We start from the raw sequence: 15825 nt of genomic DNA, 5'->3' as shown, positions 1-15825 counted from the left end.
TTAAACCGGCGAAGCCCGATGCTTCGATGGCAGACGCAAGTTTGCTTGCGTCCAGTGGGAAAGCAGGCTGGCGCGCGGCCTGCCGTCGGTGAAAAACAACGGCTGCTGCAGCAACCCGTGCGCGTCATGCGGACAGCATCGGCGGCAATAAGGCCGCCGGATTGTCTGATCCGCACTGTCCGATCATTTTGCGCCGCGGTCGAAGGTCAGCGTGTCGCCGTTATCGAGCACCAGCTGCATCTGCTGCGGCTCGCGCATTTGCACGCCGGTACGGTCGATGTGCGTCAGCGCGTTGAGATACGCGCCTTCGATCTGTCCGCCCGGCGTCATGCACGCCATGCGCGTGCCGCCCAGCGTGCCGAAGCTCAGCTTGCCGTCTTTCAGCGCATACGAGCCCATGTAGCGGTTGCAGCCGGAAAAGCCGCTGGCGTGGCGCTGGCCTTTATCGGTCGAGAGCATGAGCGTGATCGGCGCGCCCTGATCGGCGGACGGAATCGCGCGCGCCGTGCCGTCAGCCTGTTTCCAGCCCGAGAGCACCCAGCTGGTGTCGTCGAGCAACTGCGTCGCGGCCGGGTTGAACGGGTCGGGTGGCGCGGCTTCCGAGTCGGGATGTTTCGGGATCGCGCAGGCGCTGCACAGCGCGGCTACGCTCAAGGCGGTGATAGCCGTGCGCGCGTAGTCAAGCAGCGGCGAGCCGGCCAAGGTGAAGGCGCGGCGGCGGGCCGCCATGTGTGGCTGATGCGGCCTTGCCTGTGGCAAGGCTTGCGACTCGGCCCGCGACGCTGCGGGCAACGAGTCGGCGGACGTCGAAGACAACGTTGCAGGCAACGTTGCCGTCGACGGCGCACAACGTGTTGCGATGAAGCGCGCAACACGTCGCGCGGAGGAGCTTTGGAGCATGGCGTCGTTCCTCTTCAAACTGGCGAAGGCGTAAGGGTAACGCACTAAGCTCGCCGCACGCGAGTGCAACGGCGTGCCAAGGGCAGATTCAGGGAGCCGCAGCGCCGATGCGCGCACTGCGCGCAAACCGTAGCGCGGGGCCGGCGAGCGACGCGCGGCGAGGGGGCGCATTGGGGTGTGCATCGGGGTGCGCATGTTAACATCGTGCTCTACCCAATCCCACCCTTATCCGACTTTTTTATCTGGAGACCTCATGCAGATCGGCCAACGGATCGGCACGCCCCTTTCTGAATCCGCCACGCGCGTCATGCTGCTCGGCGCCGGCGAGCTCGGCAAGGAAGTGATCATCGCGCTGCAACGGCTGGGCGTCGAAGTGATCGCGGTCGACCGCTATCCGAACGCGCCGGGTCACCAGGTCGCGCACCGCTCACACGTGATCGACATGACCGACCGCGCCGCGTTGCGTGCGCTGGTCGAAGCGGAGCGCCCGCATCTGATCGTCCCAGAAATCGAAGCCATCGCCACCGACGCGCTCGCCGCGATCGAAACCGACGGCCTCGCCGAAGTGATCCCGACCGCGCGCGCCACGCAACTCACGATGAACCGCGAAGGCATCCGGCGTCTGGCTGCCGAAGAACTCGGCCTGCCGACTTCGCCGTACGCATTCGCCGATTCGCTCGACGAACTGCGCGCGGGCATCGCCAAGGTCGGCTATCCGTGCGTGGTGAAGCCGGTGATGTCGTCGTCGGGCAAGGGGCAGTCGGTGTTGAAGAGCGACGCCGACGTCGAGCCCGCATGGCAATACGCGCTGGCCGGCGGCCGCGTGAATCACGGCCGCGTGATCGTCGAAGGCTTTATCGACTTCGAGTACGAAATCACCCAGCTGACCGTGCGCGCGATCGATCCGGCGAGCGGCGAGGTCAGCACGTATTTCTGCGACCCGATCGGCCACGTGCAAGTGGCGGGCGATTACGTGGAGTCGTGGCAGCCGCAGCCGATGAGCCCGCTTGCGCTCGAACGCTCGCGCGAAGTGGCGCACAAAGTGACGGCGGCACTTGGCGGCAGGGGCCTGTTCGGCGTGGAACTTTTCGTGCGCGGCGATGACGTATGGTTCTCGGAAGTCAGCCCGCGTCCGCACGATACAGGTCTGGTCACGCTGTGCTCGCAACGCTTTTCGGAGTTTGAGTTGCACGCGCGCGCGATCCTCGGTTTGCCGGTGGATACGTCGCTGCGCGCGCCGGGGGCGTCGGCGGTGATTTACGGCGGTCTGGAAGAAGCGGGCATTGCATTCGAAGGCGTCGCGGCGGCGTTGGCGGTGCCGAATGCGGATCTGCGCCTCTTCGGCAAGCCGGAGAGTTTCGTCAAGCGGCGCATGGGCGTGGCGCTCGCTACCGGCGAGAACATCGGCGAAGCACGCTCGCGGGCGAAGCAGGCCGCGGCGGCGGTGCATCCAGTCTCCACGAAGTGAAGTGCACCGAAGCGGATTAAAGGGTACCGAGCCGCGCCGGAACGTATCGGCATGCAATGAAGTAACCCGCGCGCCTTGCAAGCTCGCAGCGCGCGAATCCTGAAGCATTGAAGTAGAGGTAGGTATGGCCGTGGAATCCCGCAAAAGTACGCGGCGTGTGACGTTGGGCCGTCTTGGCGCACTCGGCGTGGTGCTCGCGCTGTGTGCCGGGATGACAGGGTGCGGCCTCGCCGCCGCGCCGTGCCGGATCGCTTCTGCGGGTTTGAAGATCGTGCCGCTGGTCGGCCACGTCGCCGCCGCGCCGACTGATGCGTGCGCCGACGTGATCGATCCATAAGCCGATCTGTCCGCCTTCTATACGCGACCCGTGGGCGGTTCGGGCGCGCTCCTTGATGTGCAACAACAATCGAGGCATTCGATGAAGAAATGGTTTGTTGCGGTAACCGCGGTAGTGAGTCTGGCGACGCTGTACGGCAACGCATCGGCCGCGCCATTGCGGCTCGCCGAGATGCAGACCAGAGAGCGGCAAACGCACAAATACACCTGCGCGACCGGCAAGATCCTGCAAGTGACGTACTGGAACACGGCGAACGGCCAGAGCTTCGCGCTCGTGCCTGTGAAGGGCCAGCAACTGCTGTTCGTCAACACCCTCTCGGCTTCCGGCGCGAAGTATCAGGCCGGCAGTTACACGTGGTGGACCAAAGGTCCGCGCGCTGACCTGTACGACGCAACGGCCGGCGAAAACGCGCCGCCGGTGCTGTCCGACTGCATCACCATCAATCGCTGAGCACGATGTGGCGGCTTCCTTCATAATGCCGCCCCCCGCCTTGTCAGGCGTTTGCCTTGCAGCATTGCCCGCCTGCGCGCATCCTTTCCGTTCGAGTAGTAAGCTGTCCGGCATGGCATTCGCTGCGTCACGCCGTGCCCCCGCTGTGTCCGTCAGGTTACGCCGTGCGCTGCCGGCGCGGTGGTGGCCGTCTTCGATCGTCCGTTTCCGGACCTCAACGCGCGGGCCGATGGCCTGCGTCGTTTCATCAAGCGAGACCCTCCATGAAAGCATCGGATCTGTTCGTCAAATCGCTGGAAGCCGAAGGTGTCGAGTATGTGTTCGGTATCCCCGGTGAAGAAAATCTCGATCTGCTCGAATCGCTGCGCCGCTCGAAAATCCGTCTGATCCTGACGCGTCACGAACAGGCGGCCGGTTTCATGGCCGCCACTTACGGGCGTCTCACCGGACGCACCGGCGTGTGTCTGGCCACCCTCGGGCCGGGCGCGACCAATTTCGTGACCGCCGCCGCGTATGCACAACTGGGCGGCATGCCGATGCTGATGGTCACCGGGCAAAAGCCGATCAAGTCGAGCAAGCAGGGACATTTCCAGATCGTCGACGTGGTGCGGATGATGGAGCCGCTCACCAAATACACGCGGCAGATCGTATCGATCGCCAATATTCCGGCGGCAGTGCGCGAGGCGGTCCGCCAGGCCGAGGAAGAGCGGCCCGGCGCCACGCATCTGGAATTGCCCGAGGACGTCGCGCATGAAGAGGGCGACGGCCACCCGATCCCGAAGAGCTACAGCCGCCGTCCGGTCGCCGAAGAAAAAGCGGTGGCGCGCGCGGTCGAAGCGATCACCAAAGCGAAGCATCCTTTGCTGATGATCGGCGCAGGCGGCAACCGCAAGACCACGACCAAGATGCTGCGCGAATTCGTCGATCAGATCGGCATTCCGTTCTTCACGACGCAAATGGGCAAGGGCGTGATCGACGAATCGCATCCGATGTGGCTCGGCAACGCAACGCTTTCCGACGGCGACTTCGTGCATCGCGCGATCGACCACGCGGATTGCATCATCAATGTGGGCCACGACGTGATCGAGAAGCCGCCGTTCTTCATGCGCAGCGGCGAGGCGGGTGAGAAGACCGTGATTCACGTGAACTTCCTCGGTGCGGAAGTCGATACGGTGTATTTCCCGCAGATCGAAGTGGTCGGCGATATCGCCAATGCGGTGTGGCAGCTGAAGGAAAGTCTCAAGGAACGCCAGGAGCATTGGGATTTCACGCGCTTCAGGGAAATCAAGCAGCACTTTGAAGAGCACCTGGTGAAAGGCCAGCACGACGACCGCTTCCCGATGTATCCCGTGCGGATCGTCAACGACGTCTACGAGACGACGCCGGCGGACGGCATCGTGTGTCTGGACAACGGTATGTACAAGATCTGGTTCGCGCGCTACTACCGCGCGCACGAACCGAATTCACTGCTGCTCGACAATGCGCTTGCTTCGATGGGTGCCGGTTTGCCGTCGGCGATCGCCACCAAGATCGTACATCCTGACCGCAAGGTGATGGCCGTGTGCGGCGACGGCGGCTTCATGATGAATTCGCAGGAACTGGAAACGGCGGTGCGTCTCAAGCTCGATCTGGTGATCCTGATTCTGCGCGACGACGCATTCGGCATGATCCGCTGGAAGCAGGAGAATATGAATTTCCCCGACTACGGCATGACGCTGCGCAACCCCGATTTCGTTGCATATGCGCAGAGCTATGGCGCGCAGGGGCATCGCATCGAGTCGGCCGCCGAGTTCGCACCGTTGCTGCGCGAATGTTTCGCGACGCCCGGTGTGCATGTGATCGACCTGCCGATCGACTATTCGGACAACGAGCGCGTGCTGAATCGCGAGATCAAGCGGCTGAGCGCGCAACTATGAGCGGCAGCGGGGCATAGGCATTCGGCTGCGTTGCCGTTCTCAGGCATCGGATCAAGGAGAACCCGTCATGTTGCAAAAGACTTACCCGTACTACCTCGCGAACGAAGCGGTGGCCGCCAACACCGATCTCGAAGTCACCGACAAATTCAGTGGCGAAGTGGCGACCCGCGTCGCGATGGCGGACGCGGCCGCGATCGACAAAGCGATCGGCTACGCCGTCGATGCGATGCCCGCGTTGCGCGCGTTTCCGCCGTTCAAGCGCCAGGCCGTGCTGGAGCATTGCGTGAAGCGCTTTCGCGAGCGTTACGACGAACTGGCTCTCGCGCTCTGTATCGAAGCCGGCAAGCCGATCAACGACTCGAAGGGTGAAGTCACACGGCTGATCGACACGTTCAAGGTCGCGGCCGAAGAGTCGGTGCGCATTGACGGCGAGATCATCAATCTGGAAATTTCGCCGCGTGCGAAGGGCTATCACGGCTATGTGAAGCGCGTGCCGATCGGACCATGCTCGTTCATTTCGCCGTTCAATTTTCCGTTGAATCTGACCGCGCATAAGGTCGCGCCGGCGATCGCGGCAGGCGTGCCGTTCGTGCTGAAACCGGCGAGCCGCACGCCGGTCGGCGCGCTGATCATGGGCGAGATTCTGGCGGAAACCGACTTGCCGAAGGGCGCGTTCTCGATCCTGCCCGCGCATAGGGATGGTGCCGATCTATTCACCACCGACGAGCGCTTCAAGCTGCTGTCGTTCACCGGTTCGCCGGCGGTCGGCTGGGAGCTGAAGAAGAAGGCCGGCAAGAAGAAGGTGATTCTGGAGTTGGGCGGCAACGCAGCAGCGATCGTCGACGGCGATCAGGGCGGCAAGCTCGATTACGTGGTCGACCGGCTCGCGTTCGGCGCGTTCTATCAGTCGGGGCAGAGTTGCATCGGCGTGCAGCGGATTCTGGTGCATGCAAAGGTCTACGATGTGCTGCGCGACAAGCTGATCGCGAAGACGAAGTCGCTGGTGATGGGCGACCCCAGGGACGAGAAGACTTTCGTCGGGCCGATGATCTCGGAGTCGGAATCCAGACGCCTCGCCGGCTGGATGGAGAGCGCGGTCGAGGCGGGCGCGAAAATCGTCGCGGGCGGCAAGGTCGAGGGTGCGATGTTCGAGGCGACGCTGCTCGAAGGCGTGAAGCGCGATACCGATCTGTATCGTAAGGAAGCCTTCGGGCCGGTGGCGATACTGGAGCGTTTCGACGATTTCGATTCGGCGCTGGCTACCGTCAACGACAGCGACTTCGGCCTGCAAGCCGGCGTGTTTACCGATTCGCTCGCGCATGCGCATCGCGCCTGGGACGTGCTCGAAGTGGGCGGCGTGGTGATCAACGACGTGCCGTCGTTCCGGGTCGACAATATGCCGTACGGCGGCGTGAAGGATTCCGGGCTGGGACGCGAGGGCGTGCGCTACGCGATCGAGGATATGACCGAAATGCGGTTGATGGTGATGCGTGAGATGTGGTGACGGATGGTTTGGCGGCGCGGCGGTGAGGTTGTCTTTGCCGTCGTCCGGACCTTCGGCGTGGGGGGCGCATTGTTGAGTGCGCGGTGGGTCTTATCCGCGCGCCGGAGTCCGAACCCGAGCCAGTTCTCGACGTCCGGCTGTAGGGCAGGGAAGAACCTGCTGTCATGCAACTGTCGCGCGCGCCAACTACGCTGCCAGCGAGGCGCCGCCGCGCCTGGTGCCGGATCTGCCAAAGCCCGCACGGGCGGCCCGTTGACTAGGGTGCCCGGCTGGCTTTCGCAGGCGTAAGCAGAAAGCCGGCAGATGCGCCATGAGTGTTTTTGCTGAAGTGCTACAATACCGGCCTTTCCGGCGGGTGTTTCCGCCGGCCGGAGCCGGCCGCATTTGTTTCCCGCAATACTGACGGGTCCCGTGCGGAACGCCGTGGCTCCGCCTTCATCCTGATGCCCTCTGCGGTTCCGACCGCTGCCGCGCGCACGCGCCAAGCGCATTTTTAGCGAAAGCCACCATGTCCGACACAGCCGTCACGCCCAGTACTGCGACTTTTGATCAATTCGGCCTCGCGCCCGACATCCTGAAAGCCGTCAAAGAATCGGGCTACACCACGCCCACGCCGATTCAGGCGCAGGCGATTCCCGTCGTGCTGGCCGGACGTGACGTCATGGGGGCCGCGCAAACCGGTACCGGCAAGACCGCGAGCTTTTCGCTGCCGATAATCCAGCGCTTGCTGCCGCAGGCCAGCACGAGCGCATCGCCCGCGCGCCATCCGGTGCGCGCGCTGATCCTCACGCCGACCCGCGAACTGGCCGACCAGGTCGCCGCGAATGTGCAGGCGTATGCCAAGCACACGGCGCTGCGTAGCGCCGTGGTGTTCGGCGGCGTCGATATGAATCCGCAATCCGAGCAACTGCGCCGTGGCGTCGAGATTCTGATCGCTACGCCGGGCCGTCTGCTCGATCACGTGCAACAGAAAACCGCCAACCTCGGCCAGGTGCAGATCCTCGTGCTCGACGAAGCCGACCGGATGCTCGACATGGGCTTTTTGCCCGACTTGCAGCGCATCCTGAACCTGCTGCCGAAGGAGCGTCAGACGCTGCTGTTTTCGGCGACGTTCTCCGGTGAAATCAAGAAGCTGGCTGCCACGTATCTGCGCAACCCCCAGACGATCGAAGTCGCGCGCAGCAATTCGACTGCGACTAATGTGACGCAGATCGTTTTTGAAGTCGCCGAGGGCGACAAGACCGGCGCGGTCGTTCAGTTGATTCGTGAGCGCGGCCTCAAGCAGGTGATTGTGTTCTGCAACAGCAAGATTGGCGCGAGCCGTCTGGCGCGCAGTCTGGAACGCGATGGGGTTGTCGCGACTGCGATTCACGGTGACCGGACGCAGAATGAGCGGATGCAGGCTTTGGACGCGTTCAAGCGTGGTGAGATCGAGGCTTTGGTCGCGACTGATGTGGCGGCGCGTGGGCTGGATATTGCCGAGCTGCCTGCTGTTATCAATTTCGATCTGCCGTTCAATGCGGAAGATTATGTGCATCGGATTGGGCGCACTGGGCGTGCTGGGGCTTCCGGTGACGCTTTGTCGCTTTGTAGCCCGAATGAGCGCAAGCAGCTTGCCGATATTGAGAAGCTCATTAAGCGGCCGTTGGATGTGCAGCGGTTGACAGTTGATACGCCGGTGCGGCATCACCATGAAGAGCGCGCGCCGCGGCGGGAAGCTCGCGAAGGGCGCGAGGGGCGGGATGAACGGCCGGGGCGTCGGCGTTCGGGGGCTTCTTCTTCGGCTTCGTTCGATCGGCCGCATCATCATCATCGCGCTCAGCCTGTGGATGATTTTTTCCTCAAGCCGTATGAGCCGTCGCCTTCTTCCATCCGGAAAGTTGAGGATGCTGCTGATTCGGCTGCGGCACCGCAGAAGTCTTCTTCCAAGCAGCCGTTGGCTGCACTGTTGGGCGGGTTTGGGATGCCGAGGAAGTCTTCTTCCTGATCTTGTTTTTTGTCCTTTGGCTTTTGCCCTTTGGTCTTTGGCCTTTCCTTGATTTCTTTGTGGTTTATTAGCGTTGCCCCTGTGCGGGGCGGCAGCTACTTTTCTTTGTCTGCGCCAAAGAAAAGGCAAAAGAAAGGCGCTTTACACCGCTAATGCTAAGCGGGTCCCCCGCGCAGTCACGGTAGTGGAACATCTGGAATCTGTGTTCTCGCACATTCAGCGCTGGTGACAAGGCAGTCATTCTTCCGGCGGCGCTGCGCGCGCCGTAGCGGTACTTCTTGGCGGTACTTCTATACCGTTGGCCGTTCCGATCTATCTGTTTCTGCGTACGCTTCGCCTGCCGCCTCAGCGCATACCCATTCGCTGCGCCCATGCCGACGTCGCGGCAGAATAAAAGCCTTCTAGTGCCGCGTGCTCGGCGCTCCCCAACTCAAGTCCCAGATGTCGTGCGGCTGTGCTTAACGATTCGAGCGGTTTGTCCGTATCCAGCGGGGTTGCGCCGTTTTGCTTGCTGAGCTTTTCGCCCTGGTCGTTCGTGACGACCGGCACGTGCAAATACTCCGGCGTTGGCACGCCCAGACAACGCTGCAGGTAGATCTGCCGGGCCGTCGAATCCATCAGGTCCGCGCCTCGCACAATGTGCGTGATGCCCGCGTCCGCGTCGTCGATTACCACCGCCAGTTGATATGCCCACTGGCCGTCCGCTCGCTTCAATACAAAATCACCGACCTCAGTGGCCAGGTTCTGTGTCTGCGTGCCCTGCCAACGGTCTTCGAATGTGATCACCGCGGCTTTGCCGTCCGGCACGCGCAGGCGCCATGCGCGCGCTGGCTTGCCGTGCAGGCCGTCACGGCAGGTGCCGGGGTAGGCGAGCGTGGTGTTGCGCGCGTGCGCATGCAACAACGAATCGGCAATTTCCTTGCGCGTGCAGCCGCATGGATAGATCAAGCCGGTAGCCTTCAATTGCTCCAGCGCTTGCTGATAGCGCGCGATGCGCTGGCTTTGCCAGACCGGAGGCTCGTCGGCGTGCATGCCGAAGCGCTCAAGCGTCGCGAGAATATCCTCAGCGGCGCCTGGGACCGTGCGCGGGCCGTCGATGTCGTCGATACGCACGAGCCATGCGCCGCCGTGCGCACGCGCGTCCAGCCAGCTTGCCAACGCGCTCACCAGCGAGCCGAAATGCAGCGGTCCCGTAGGCGATGGCGCGAAGCGTCCACGATAGTTCATGGTTGGATTATTGCGAGCGAAGCGTGGCGGCTTTCCAGTGTGCGCCATGTGGAAGCAGGACGTCGTATTGCGCCTCTGCGTCCGCGTGTGTGTCTGCAACCGCATCCGGATACGCAGTCGCGCGCACAAGCGCGCTCATCGCTTCCGGAATCGCCTTCGCGTGCCACGTCCCGACCACCGCCGGCAGGTTTCGCCGCGATTGCGCTCATTACGCCGCTCGCGCCGCCTTGCTGTCCGGATGGCATTCCGGACACGTCTTGCCCGCCACATACAGCGGCGATTGTTGCGCGTCCAGTGTCACCACCGCGCGGCAGCCGAAGCATTGCACGGTCGCGGTCGGTTCCAGTTGCGGATTGAGCGCGGTGCGATAGTCGAACACGAAGCAGTCGCCGTGGTAATGCGCGCCGCCCACTTCTTCGAAATACTTCAGGATGCCGCCTTCGAGCTGATAGACGTTCTCGATGCCGACTTCCTTCATATGGATCGCGGCCTTCTCGCAGCGAATCCCGCCGGTGCAGAACGACACCACCGTCTTGCCTTCGAGGTCGGCACGGTTTTGCTCGATCACTTCAGGAAACTCGCTGAATTTCGTAATGCGGTAGTCGAGCGCGTCGTCGAACGTGCCGACGTCCACTTCGAACGCGTTGCGGGTGTCGAGCATCACGACCGGCCGGCCTTCGTCGTCGTGGCCGCGGTCGAGCCAGGTTTTCAGCGTGGGCGCGTCGACGAACGGCGCGCGGCCGAGTTCCGGCCGGATCGCCGGCTTCTTCATTGTGATGATCTCGCGCTTGAGTTTCACCAGCATGCGGCGAAACGGCTGCTTTTCCGAGAGGCTTTCCTTGAATTGCAGATTCGCGAACTTGCCTTCGAACAGCGGGTCGTGGCGGATGTAGTCGATAAACGCATCCGCAGCGTCGCGCGTGCCGGCGACGAACAGATTGATGCCTTCAGGCGCCAGCAGAATAGTGCCGCGCAAGCCAAGCGCGTCGCAGCGCTCGGTGACGAACGGGCGCCATTCGGCTGTGTTTTCGATAGTCGCGAAATGATACGCGGCGAGATTGACGATGCTCATGTTTGTCCGGCGGTAAAAGGCGGCCAGCAGGCGGCCAACGGCGGGCCAGCGGCGCGAAAACGGGGCACATTGAGCCGCCGTGTGGCGCGGCCACGTCGAAAAGGGCGAAACCCGTATTATCCCTCAAGCCGGCGCTTCGACCGACTCAGTCGAATGGCCAGCATATTGCGGCAGCGCAAATCGTGCACGAACTTGAGCCGGGTTTGCCTCGATTTGCCCTTTCGGGCGCTCGAAGCACACAGAGTGCGCCTGCTGCTCGAACCGTCCGCCGTCCGCCGGGCACCGGTGCGCGGTGCTCACGCGTTTCGCTCTTAGGTCGAACGGCCAACGCGCGGGTTTGGCCTGAAAACTCCAGTAGGGTGGAGTTACAATGTCGCCCATGTCAGATCCTCGCTTCGTTCATCTCCGCGTCCACTCCGAATTCTCGATTGCCGATGGCATCGTGCGCCTTGACGACATCGTCGCGGCGGCGGCCAAAGACGGTCAGGGTGCGCTCGCCCTCACCGATCTCGGCAACGCGTTCGGCCTCGTCCGTTTCTACAAGGAAGCCCGTGGCAAAGGGGTCAAACCCATTGCCGGCTGCGACGTGTGGATCACCAATCCGGACGACCGCGACAAGCCTTCGCGCCTGCTGCTGCTGGTCAAAGACCGGCGCGGCTATCTGAATCTGTGCGAGCTGCTCAGCAAGGCATCGCTCACAAACCAGTATCGCGGCCGCGCGGAAGTCGAAGCCGGCTGGCTCGAATCCGGTCTGGGCGAAGGCCTGCTCGCGCTGTCCGGCGCACAGCAGGGCGATGTCGGTCTCGCGCTGGCCGCCGGTAACGAAGAAGCGGCGAAGCGCAATGCCCAACACTGGGCGAAGGTGTTCCCGAACGGCTTTTATATCGAGTTGCAACGGTGTGGCCAGCCGGGCGGCGAGCAGTACGTGCAGCAGGCGGTCGCGCTCGCGGCATCGCTGAAATTGCCGGTGGTGGCCACGCAGCCTATGCAGTTCATGACGCCGGACGATTTCACCGCGCACGAAGCGCGCGTGTGTATTTCCGAAGGCGACATTCTGGCGAATCCGCGCCGCTCGAAACGCTTCACGGCTGAGCAGTATTTCCGCACGCAGGAAGACATGACCGCGCTGTTCGCGGACATTCCGTCGGCGCTCGTCAATACCGTCGAAATCGCCAGGCGCTGCAACCTGACGCTCGAACTCGGCAAGCCGAAGCTGCCGCTGTTCCCGACGCCCGACGGCATGTCGCTCGACGACTACCTCGTGCATCTGTCGAAAGAAGGCCTGGAAAAGCGTCTCGAACAGTTGTATCCGGTCGAGGCGGAGCGCGATGCGCAGCGTGAAACGTACTACAAGCGCCTCGAATTCGAGTGCGGCACGATCATCAAGATGGGCTTTCCGGGCTACTTCCTGATCGTTGCGGACTTCATCAACTGGGCGAAGAACAACGGCGTGCCGGTCGGTCCGGGCCGGGGTTCGGGTGCGGGTTCGCTGGTTGCATACGCGCTCGGCGTGACCGACCTCGATCCGCTGCGCTACAACCTGCTGTTCGAACGGTTCCTGAATCCGGAGCGGGTCTCGATGCCCGACTTCGACATCGACTTCTGCCAGCATGGCCGCGACCGCGTCATTCAGTACGTGAAGGACAAGTACGGCGCGGATGCGGTTTCGCAGATCGCGACCTTCGGCACGATGGCGGCGAAGGCGGCGGTGCGCGACATCGGCCGCGTGCTCGATCTCGGCTACATGTTTACAGACGGCATCGCGAAGCTGATTCCGTTCAAGCCGGGCAAGCACGTCACCATCGCCGATGCGATGAAGGAGGAGCCGCTGCTGCAGGAGCGCTTCGACAACGAAGACGAAGTGCACCAGTTGCTCGAACTCGCACAGCGTGTGGAAGGCTTGACGCGTAACGTCGGGATGCACGCCGGCGGCGTGTTGATCGCGCCCGGCAAGCTGACGGATTTCTGCCCGCTTTATACGCAGGGTGACGAAAGCGGCGTCGTGAGCCAGTACGACAAGGACGACGTCGAAGCTGTCGGCCTCGTGAAGTTCGACTTCCTGGGTCTGACCACGCTGACGATTCTCGACTGGGCCGAGCGCTATATCCGCCGCCTCGATCCGTCGAAAAAAGACTGGTCGCTCGCGCAAGTGCCGCTGGACGATCCGGCGTCGTTCTCGATCCTGAAGAAAGCGAATACGGTCGCCGTGTTCCAGCTGGAAAGCCGCGGCATGCAAGGCATGCTGAAAGACGCCCAGCCTGACCGTTTCGAGGACATCATCGCGCTGGTGGCGTTGTACCGTCCGGGTCCGATGGACCTGATCCCGAGCTTCTGTGCGCGTAAGCACGGCCGCGAGGTGGTCGAGTATCCCGATCCGCGCGTCGAGCCCATCCTGAAAGAGACCTACGGCATCATGGTCTATCAGGAGCAGGTGATGCAGATGGCGCAGATCATCGGCGGCTACTCGCTCGGCGGCGCTGACTTGCTGCGCCGGGCGATGGGTAAGAAGAAGGCCGAGGAAATGGCCGAGCACCGCGCGTTGTTCCGCGAAGGTGCGGCAAAGAACGGCCTGACCGCCGAGAAAGCCGACGAAATCTTCGACTTGATGGAGAAGTTCGCGGGCTACGGCTTCAACAAGTCGCACGCCGCCGCCTATGCATTGCTCGCATACTTCACGGCATGGCTGAAGGCGCACCATCCGGCCGAATTCATGGCAGCGAATATGTCGCTCGCCATGGACGACACGGACAAGGTCAAGATCCTGTTCGAAGACTGCATCACGAACGGGATGAAGGTGCTGCCGCCAGACGTCAACCAGTCGGCGTACCGTTTCGAGCCGGTTGCGGAAGCGGACGGCAAGCGCTCGAAAACGATCCGTTACGGTCTCGGCGCGATCAAGGGCAGCGGCCAGAACGCGATCGAAGAAATCCTGCGCGCACGCGAAGATGGTTCGTTCATCGACATCTTCGATTTCTGCAATCGCATCGATCGCCGGGTCGTCAATCGCCGGACGGTGGAAGCATTGATTCGCGCCGGCGCGTTCGATACGTTGCATGCGAATCGCGCGCAGCTGATCGCGTCGGTGTCGCTGGCAATGGAGGCCGCCGAGCAGGCGAGCGCCAATGCCATGCAGGCGGGTCTGTTCGACATGGGCGACGCGCCGTCGCAAGGTCATGAACTGATCGACGAGCCGGAATGGCCGGAAAAGAAGAAGTTGCAGGAAGAGAAGGCCGCGCTCGGCTTCTACCTGTCGGGTCATCTGTTCGATGCATACAAGGACGAAGTGCGCCGTTTCGTGCGCCAGAAGATCGGCGACCTGAAGGAAGGGCGCGACAAGCTGGTGGCGGGCGTGATCGCGTCGCTGCGCACGCAGATGACCCAGCGTGGCAAGATGCTGATCGCGCTGCTCGACGACGGCACCGGCCAATGCGAAGTGACCGTTTTCAACGAGACCTTCGAAGCGCACAAGCAGCTGTTCAAGGAAGACGAACTGCTCGTCGTACAGGGGCAGGCGCGTAATGACGCATTTACCGGCGGCATCCGCTTCACAGTCGATACGGTGATGGACCTCGGCCGCGCGCGTTGCCGTTACGCGGAAGCCGTCAAGGTGCAGATGAATGGCAACGCGGACGCATTGGCGTTGCGGCGTGTGCTCGAAGCGCATAGCGCGGGCAAGGACGAGCCGCAAGCCGCTGCGGCGCCGGCTGCGTCAGCGCGCGGCGGTGGTGGAGGCGGCGGCCGAAGCGGCGGCTATGGCGGCGGTGACAATGGCCGTCAACGTCAGGCTGTACAGATCCCGAACGGGCTTGCCGTGCAAGTGGTCTACCGCAGCGAAAATGCGCAAGGGGAAATGCGTCTGGGCGACGCGTGGCGCGTGAAGCCTACCGACGAACTGCTGGCCGCATTGCGCGGCGAGTTCGCAGGAAGTTCGATCGAAATCGTTTATTGATGTCGTGCGGGCGGAGTTGCCCGCGGCCTTTCCCCCAATCGCGCCAGCTTCAAAAACCGGTAGTACACCGTTTCCGCATTGAATACCGCGATCATGAACCCGGCACGGCCGTCGAGAAACCCGAGCCGCAGCACGTAAGTCCGTACGAACGCCCACAGGCCGCGACCCACGGCCTTGCCGAAGCTGCCGCGCTTGCCCGCCGCATGACGCTGCTGCGCACCTGCCGTCGAATACGTGTCGAGCTTGCGTAATACGCCCTCGAAGTCTTCGTACGAGTAGTGCATCAGCTTGCCGGTCAGGCGCTGCGCCGGCGTGTCGAACACCAGGCGCTCGTGCACGAGATCGTCGGAAAAGCGCGCGGCGCCACGCTTGAACAGACGCGGGATCCAGTCCGGATACCAGCCGCTGTGGTGAATCCACTGGCCGCAAAAGCTCGACAGGCGATCCACCGCGTAGATCTCGGCGGTGGGCGCGGCAAGTGCCGCGCGAATGGCCGCGGCGAGTTCCGGCGAGACGATTTCGTCGGCGTCGATCGAGAGCACCCAGGTGGTGGTCAGCTGATCGAGCGCGCGGTTCTTTTGCGGACCGAATCCGGGCCAGTCGGTCTGTTCGAGGACCCGGGCGCCGTGTGCGCGGGCGATTTCGGCAGTGCCATCGGTGCTGCCGCCGTCGATCACGACGATCTGATCGGCGAAGGCCACGGCTTGCAGGCATTCGGCCAGCCGACCCGCCGCGTTTTTGGTGATGATGGCGACGCCGAGGGTGGTTTCTTGCATACCTGAAGTGCGTGGAGGGGGCGGAGTGACGGAATGGATCGCGCAAGTATACACAGCGCACGCGGCGGGGCGCCGGACACGCCCGCCCTCTGCGGGCGGCCCTCCGTCGACGGTGCCCCGACCGCGGCCCGCACCATCGGGCCAATTCATCAGCAGCGGTCGCGCGATTCTCAACCGTTTACAATGCCGTATTTGACTTTCCGCGCGGCGGGCATTCCGTCTGATGCGCGGATGCCGTC

At 63.0% G+C, this 15825-nt stretch carries 11 protein-coding genes; 7 read left to right on the top strand and 4 right to left on the bottom strand.

Annotation, left to right across the window (positions count from 1 at the left end):
• Positions 1-183 precede the first annotated feature (183 nt).
• Positions 184-729: an META domain-containing protein gene (locus WN982_RS15475; protein ID WP_341315806.1), complete on the bottom strand. Its 546-nt coding sequence runs from the start codon at positions 727-729 to the stop codon at positions 184-186.
• A 424-nt stretch (positions 730-1153) separates the two neighbouring features.
• Here WN982_RS15475 and purT point away from each other — a divergent pair, with 424 nt between their 5' ends.
• The 6 genes from purT to WN982_RS15445 all read left to right on the top strand — a co-directional run bounded on the left by purT (position 1154) and on the right by WN982_RS15445 (position 8562).
• Positions 1154-2368 (top strand): formate-dependent phosphoribosylglycinamide formyltransferase, encoded by a 1215-nt coding sequence (purT, locus tag WN982_RS15470; protein WP_341312820.1) that lies wholly within the window; start codon positions 1154-1156, stop codon positions 2366-2368.
• A 124-nt stretch (positions 2369-2492) separates the two neighbouring features.
• A complete protein-coding gene (locus tag WN982_RS15465; RefSeq protein ID WP_341312819.1) occupies positions 2493-2705 on the top strand; it encodes a DUF6726 family protein in 213 nt (70 codons plus the stop codon).
• 81 nt (positions 2706-2786) lie between these two features.
• Complete coding sequence (locus WN982_RS15460; RefSeq protein ID WP_341312818.1) at positions 2787-3155, top strand: MliC family protein; 369 nt, start codon at positions 2787-2789, stop codon at positions 3153-3155.
• 263 nt (positions 3156-3418) lie between these two features.
• Positions 3419-5071, top strand: coding sequence for an acetolactate synthase large subunit (locus WN982_RS15455; protein ID WP_341312817.1), 1653 nt, complete (start codon positions 3419-3421; stop codon positions 5069-5071).
• 67 nt (positions 5072-5138) lie between these two features.
• The gene (locus tag WN982_RS15450) at positions 5139-6575 is read left to right on the top strand and encodes an aldehyde dehydrogenase family protein (protein ID WP_341312816.1); all 1437 of its coding nucleotides are present in this window, start codon (positions 5139-5141) and stop codon (positions 6573-6575) included.
• A 508-nt stretch (positions 6576-7083) separates the two neighbouring features.
• On the top strand, positions 7084-8562 hold the full coding sequence (locus WN982_RS15445) for a DEAD/DEAH box helicase (RefSeq protein ID WP_341312815.1): 1479 nt from the start codon (positions 7084-7086) through the stop codon (positions 8560-8562).
• 345 nt (positions 8563-8907) lie between these two features.
• Here the strand turns inward: WN982_RS15445 and gluQRS are convergent, their stop codons facing one another.
• Positions 8908-9789 (bottom strand): tRNA glutamyl-Q(34) synthetase GluQRS, encoded by an 882-nt coding sequence (gluQRS, locus tag WN982_RS15440; protein WP_341312814.1) that lies wholly within the window; start codon positions 9787-9789, stop codon positions 8908-8910.
• A gap of 208 nt (positions 9790-9997) precedes the next feature.
• Positions 9998-10861: a sulfurtransferase gene (locus tag WN982_RS15435; protein ID WP_341312813.1), complete on the bottom strand. Its 864-nt coding sequence runs from the start codon at positions 10859-10861 to the stop codon at positions 9998-10000.
• 370 nt (positions 10862-11231) lie between these two features.
• Between WN982_RS15435 and dnaE the strand changes: the two genes are divergently transcribed.
• Positions 11232-14810, top strand: coding sequence for a DNA polymerase III subunit alpha (dnaE, locus tag WN982_RS15430; protein WP_341312812.1), 3579 nt, complete (start codon positions 11232-11234; stop codon positions 14808-14810).
• Here dnaE and WN982_RS15425 read toward each other — a convergent pair.
• Positions 14804-15586: a glycosyltransferase family 2 protein gene (locus tag WN982_RS15425; protein ID WP_341312811.1), complete on the bottom strand. Its 783-nt coding sequence runs from the start codon at positions 15584-15586 to the stop codon at positions 14804-14806. The genes dnaE and WN982_RS15425 overlap by 7 nt on opposite strands.
• Positions 15587-15825: the final 239 nt, after the last annotated feature.

Origin of the sequence: Paraburkholderia sp. IMGN_8, assembly GCF_038050405.1 — a bacterium.
Classification (GTDB): domain Bacteria; phylum Pseudomonadota; class Gammaproteobacteria; order Burkholderiales; family Burkholderiaceae; genus Paraburkholderia.
This window is presented reverse-complemented; position numbering and strand designations above follow the sequence as displayed.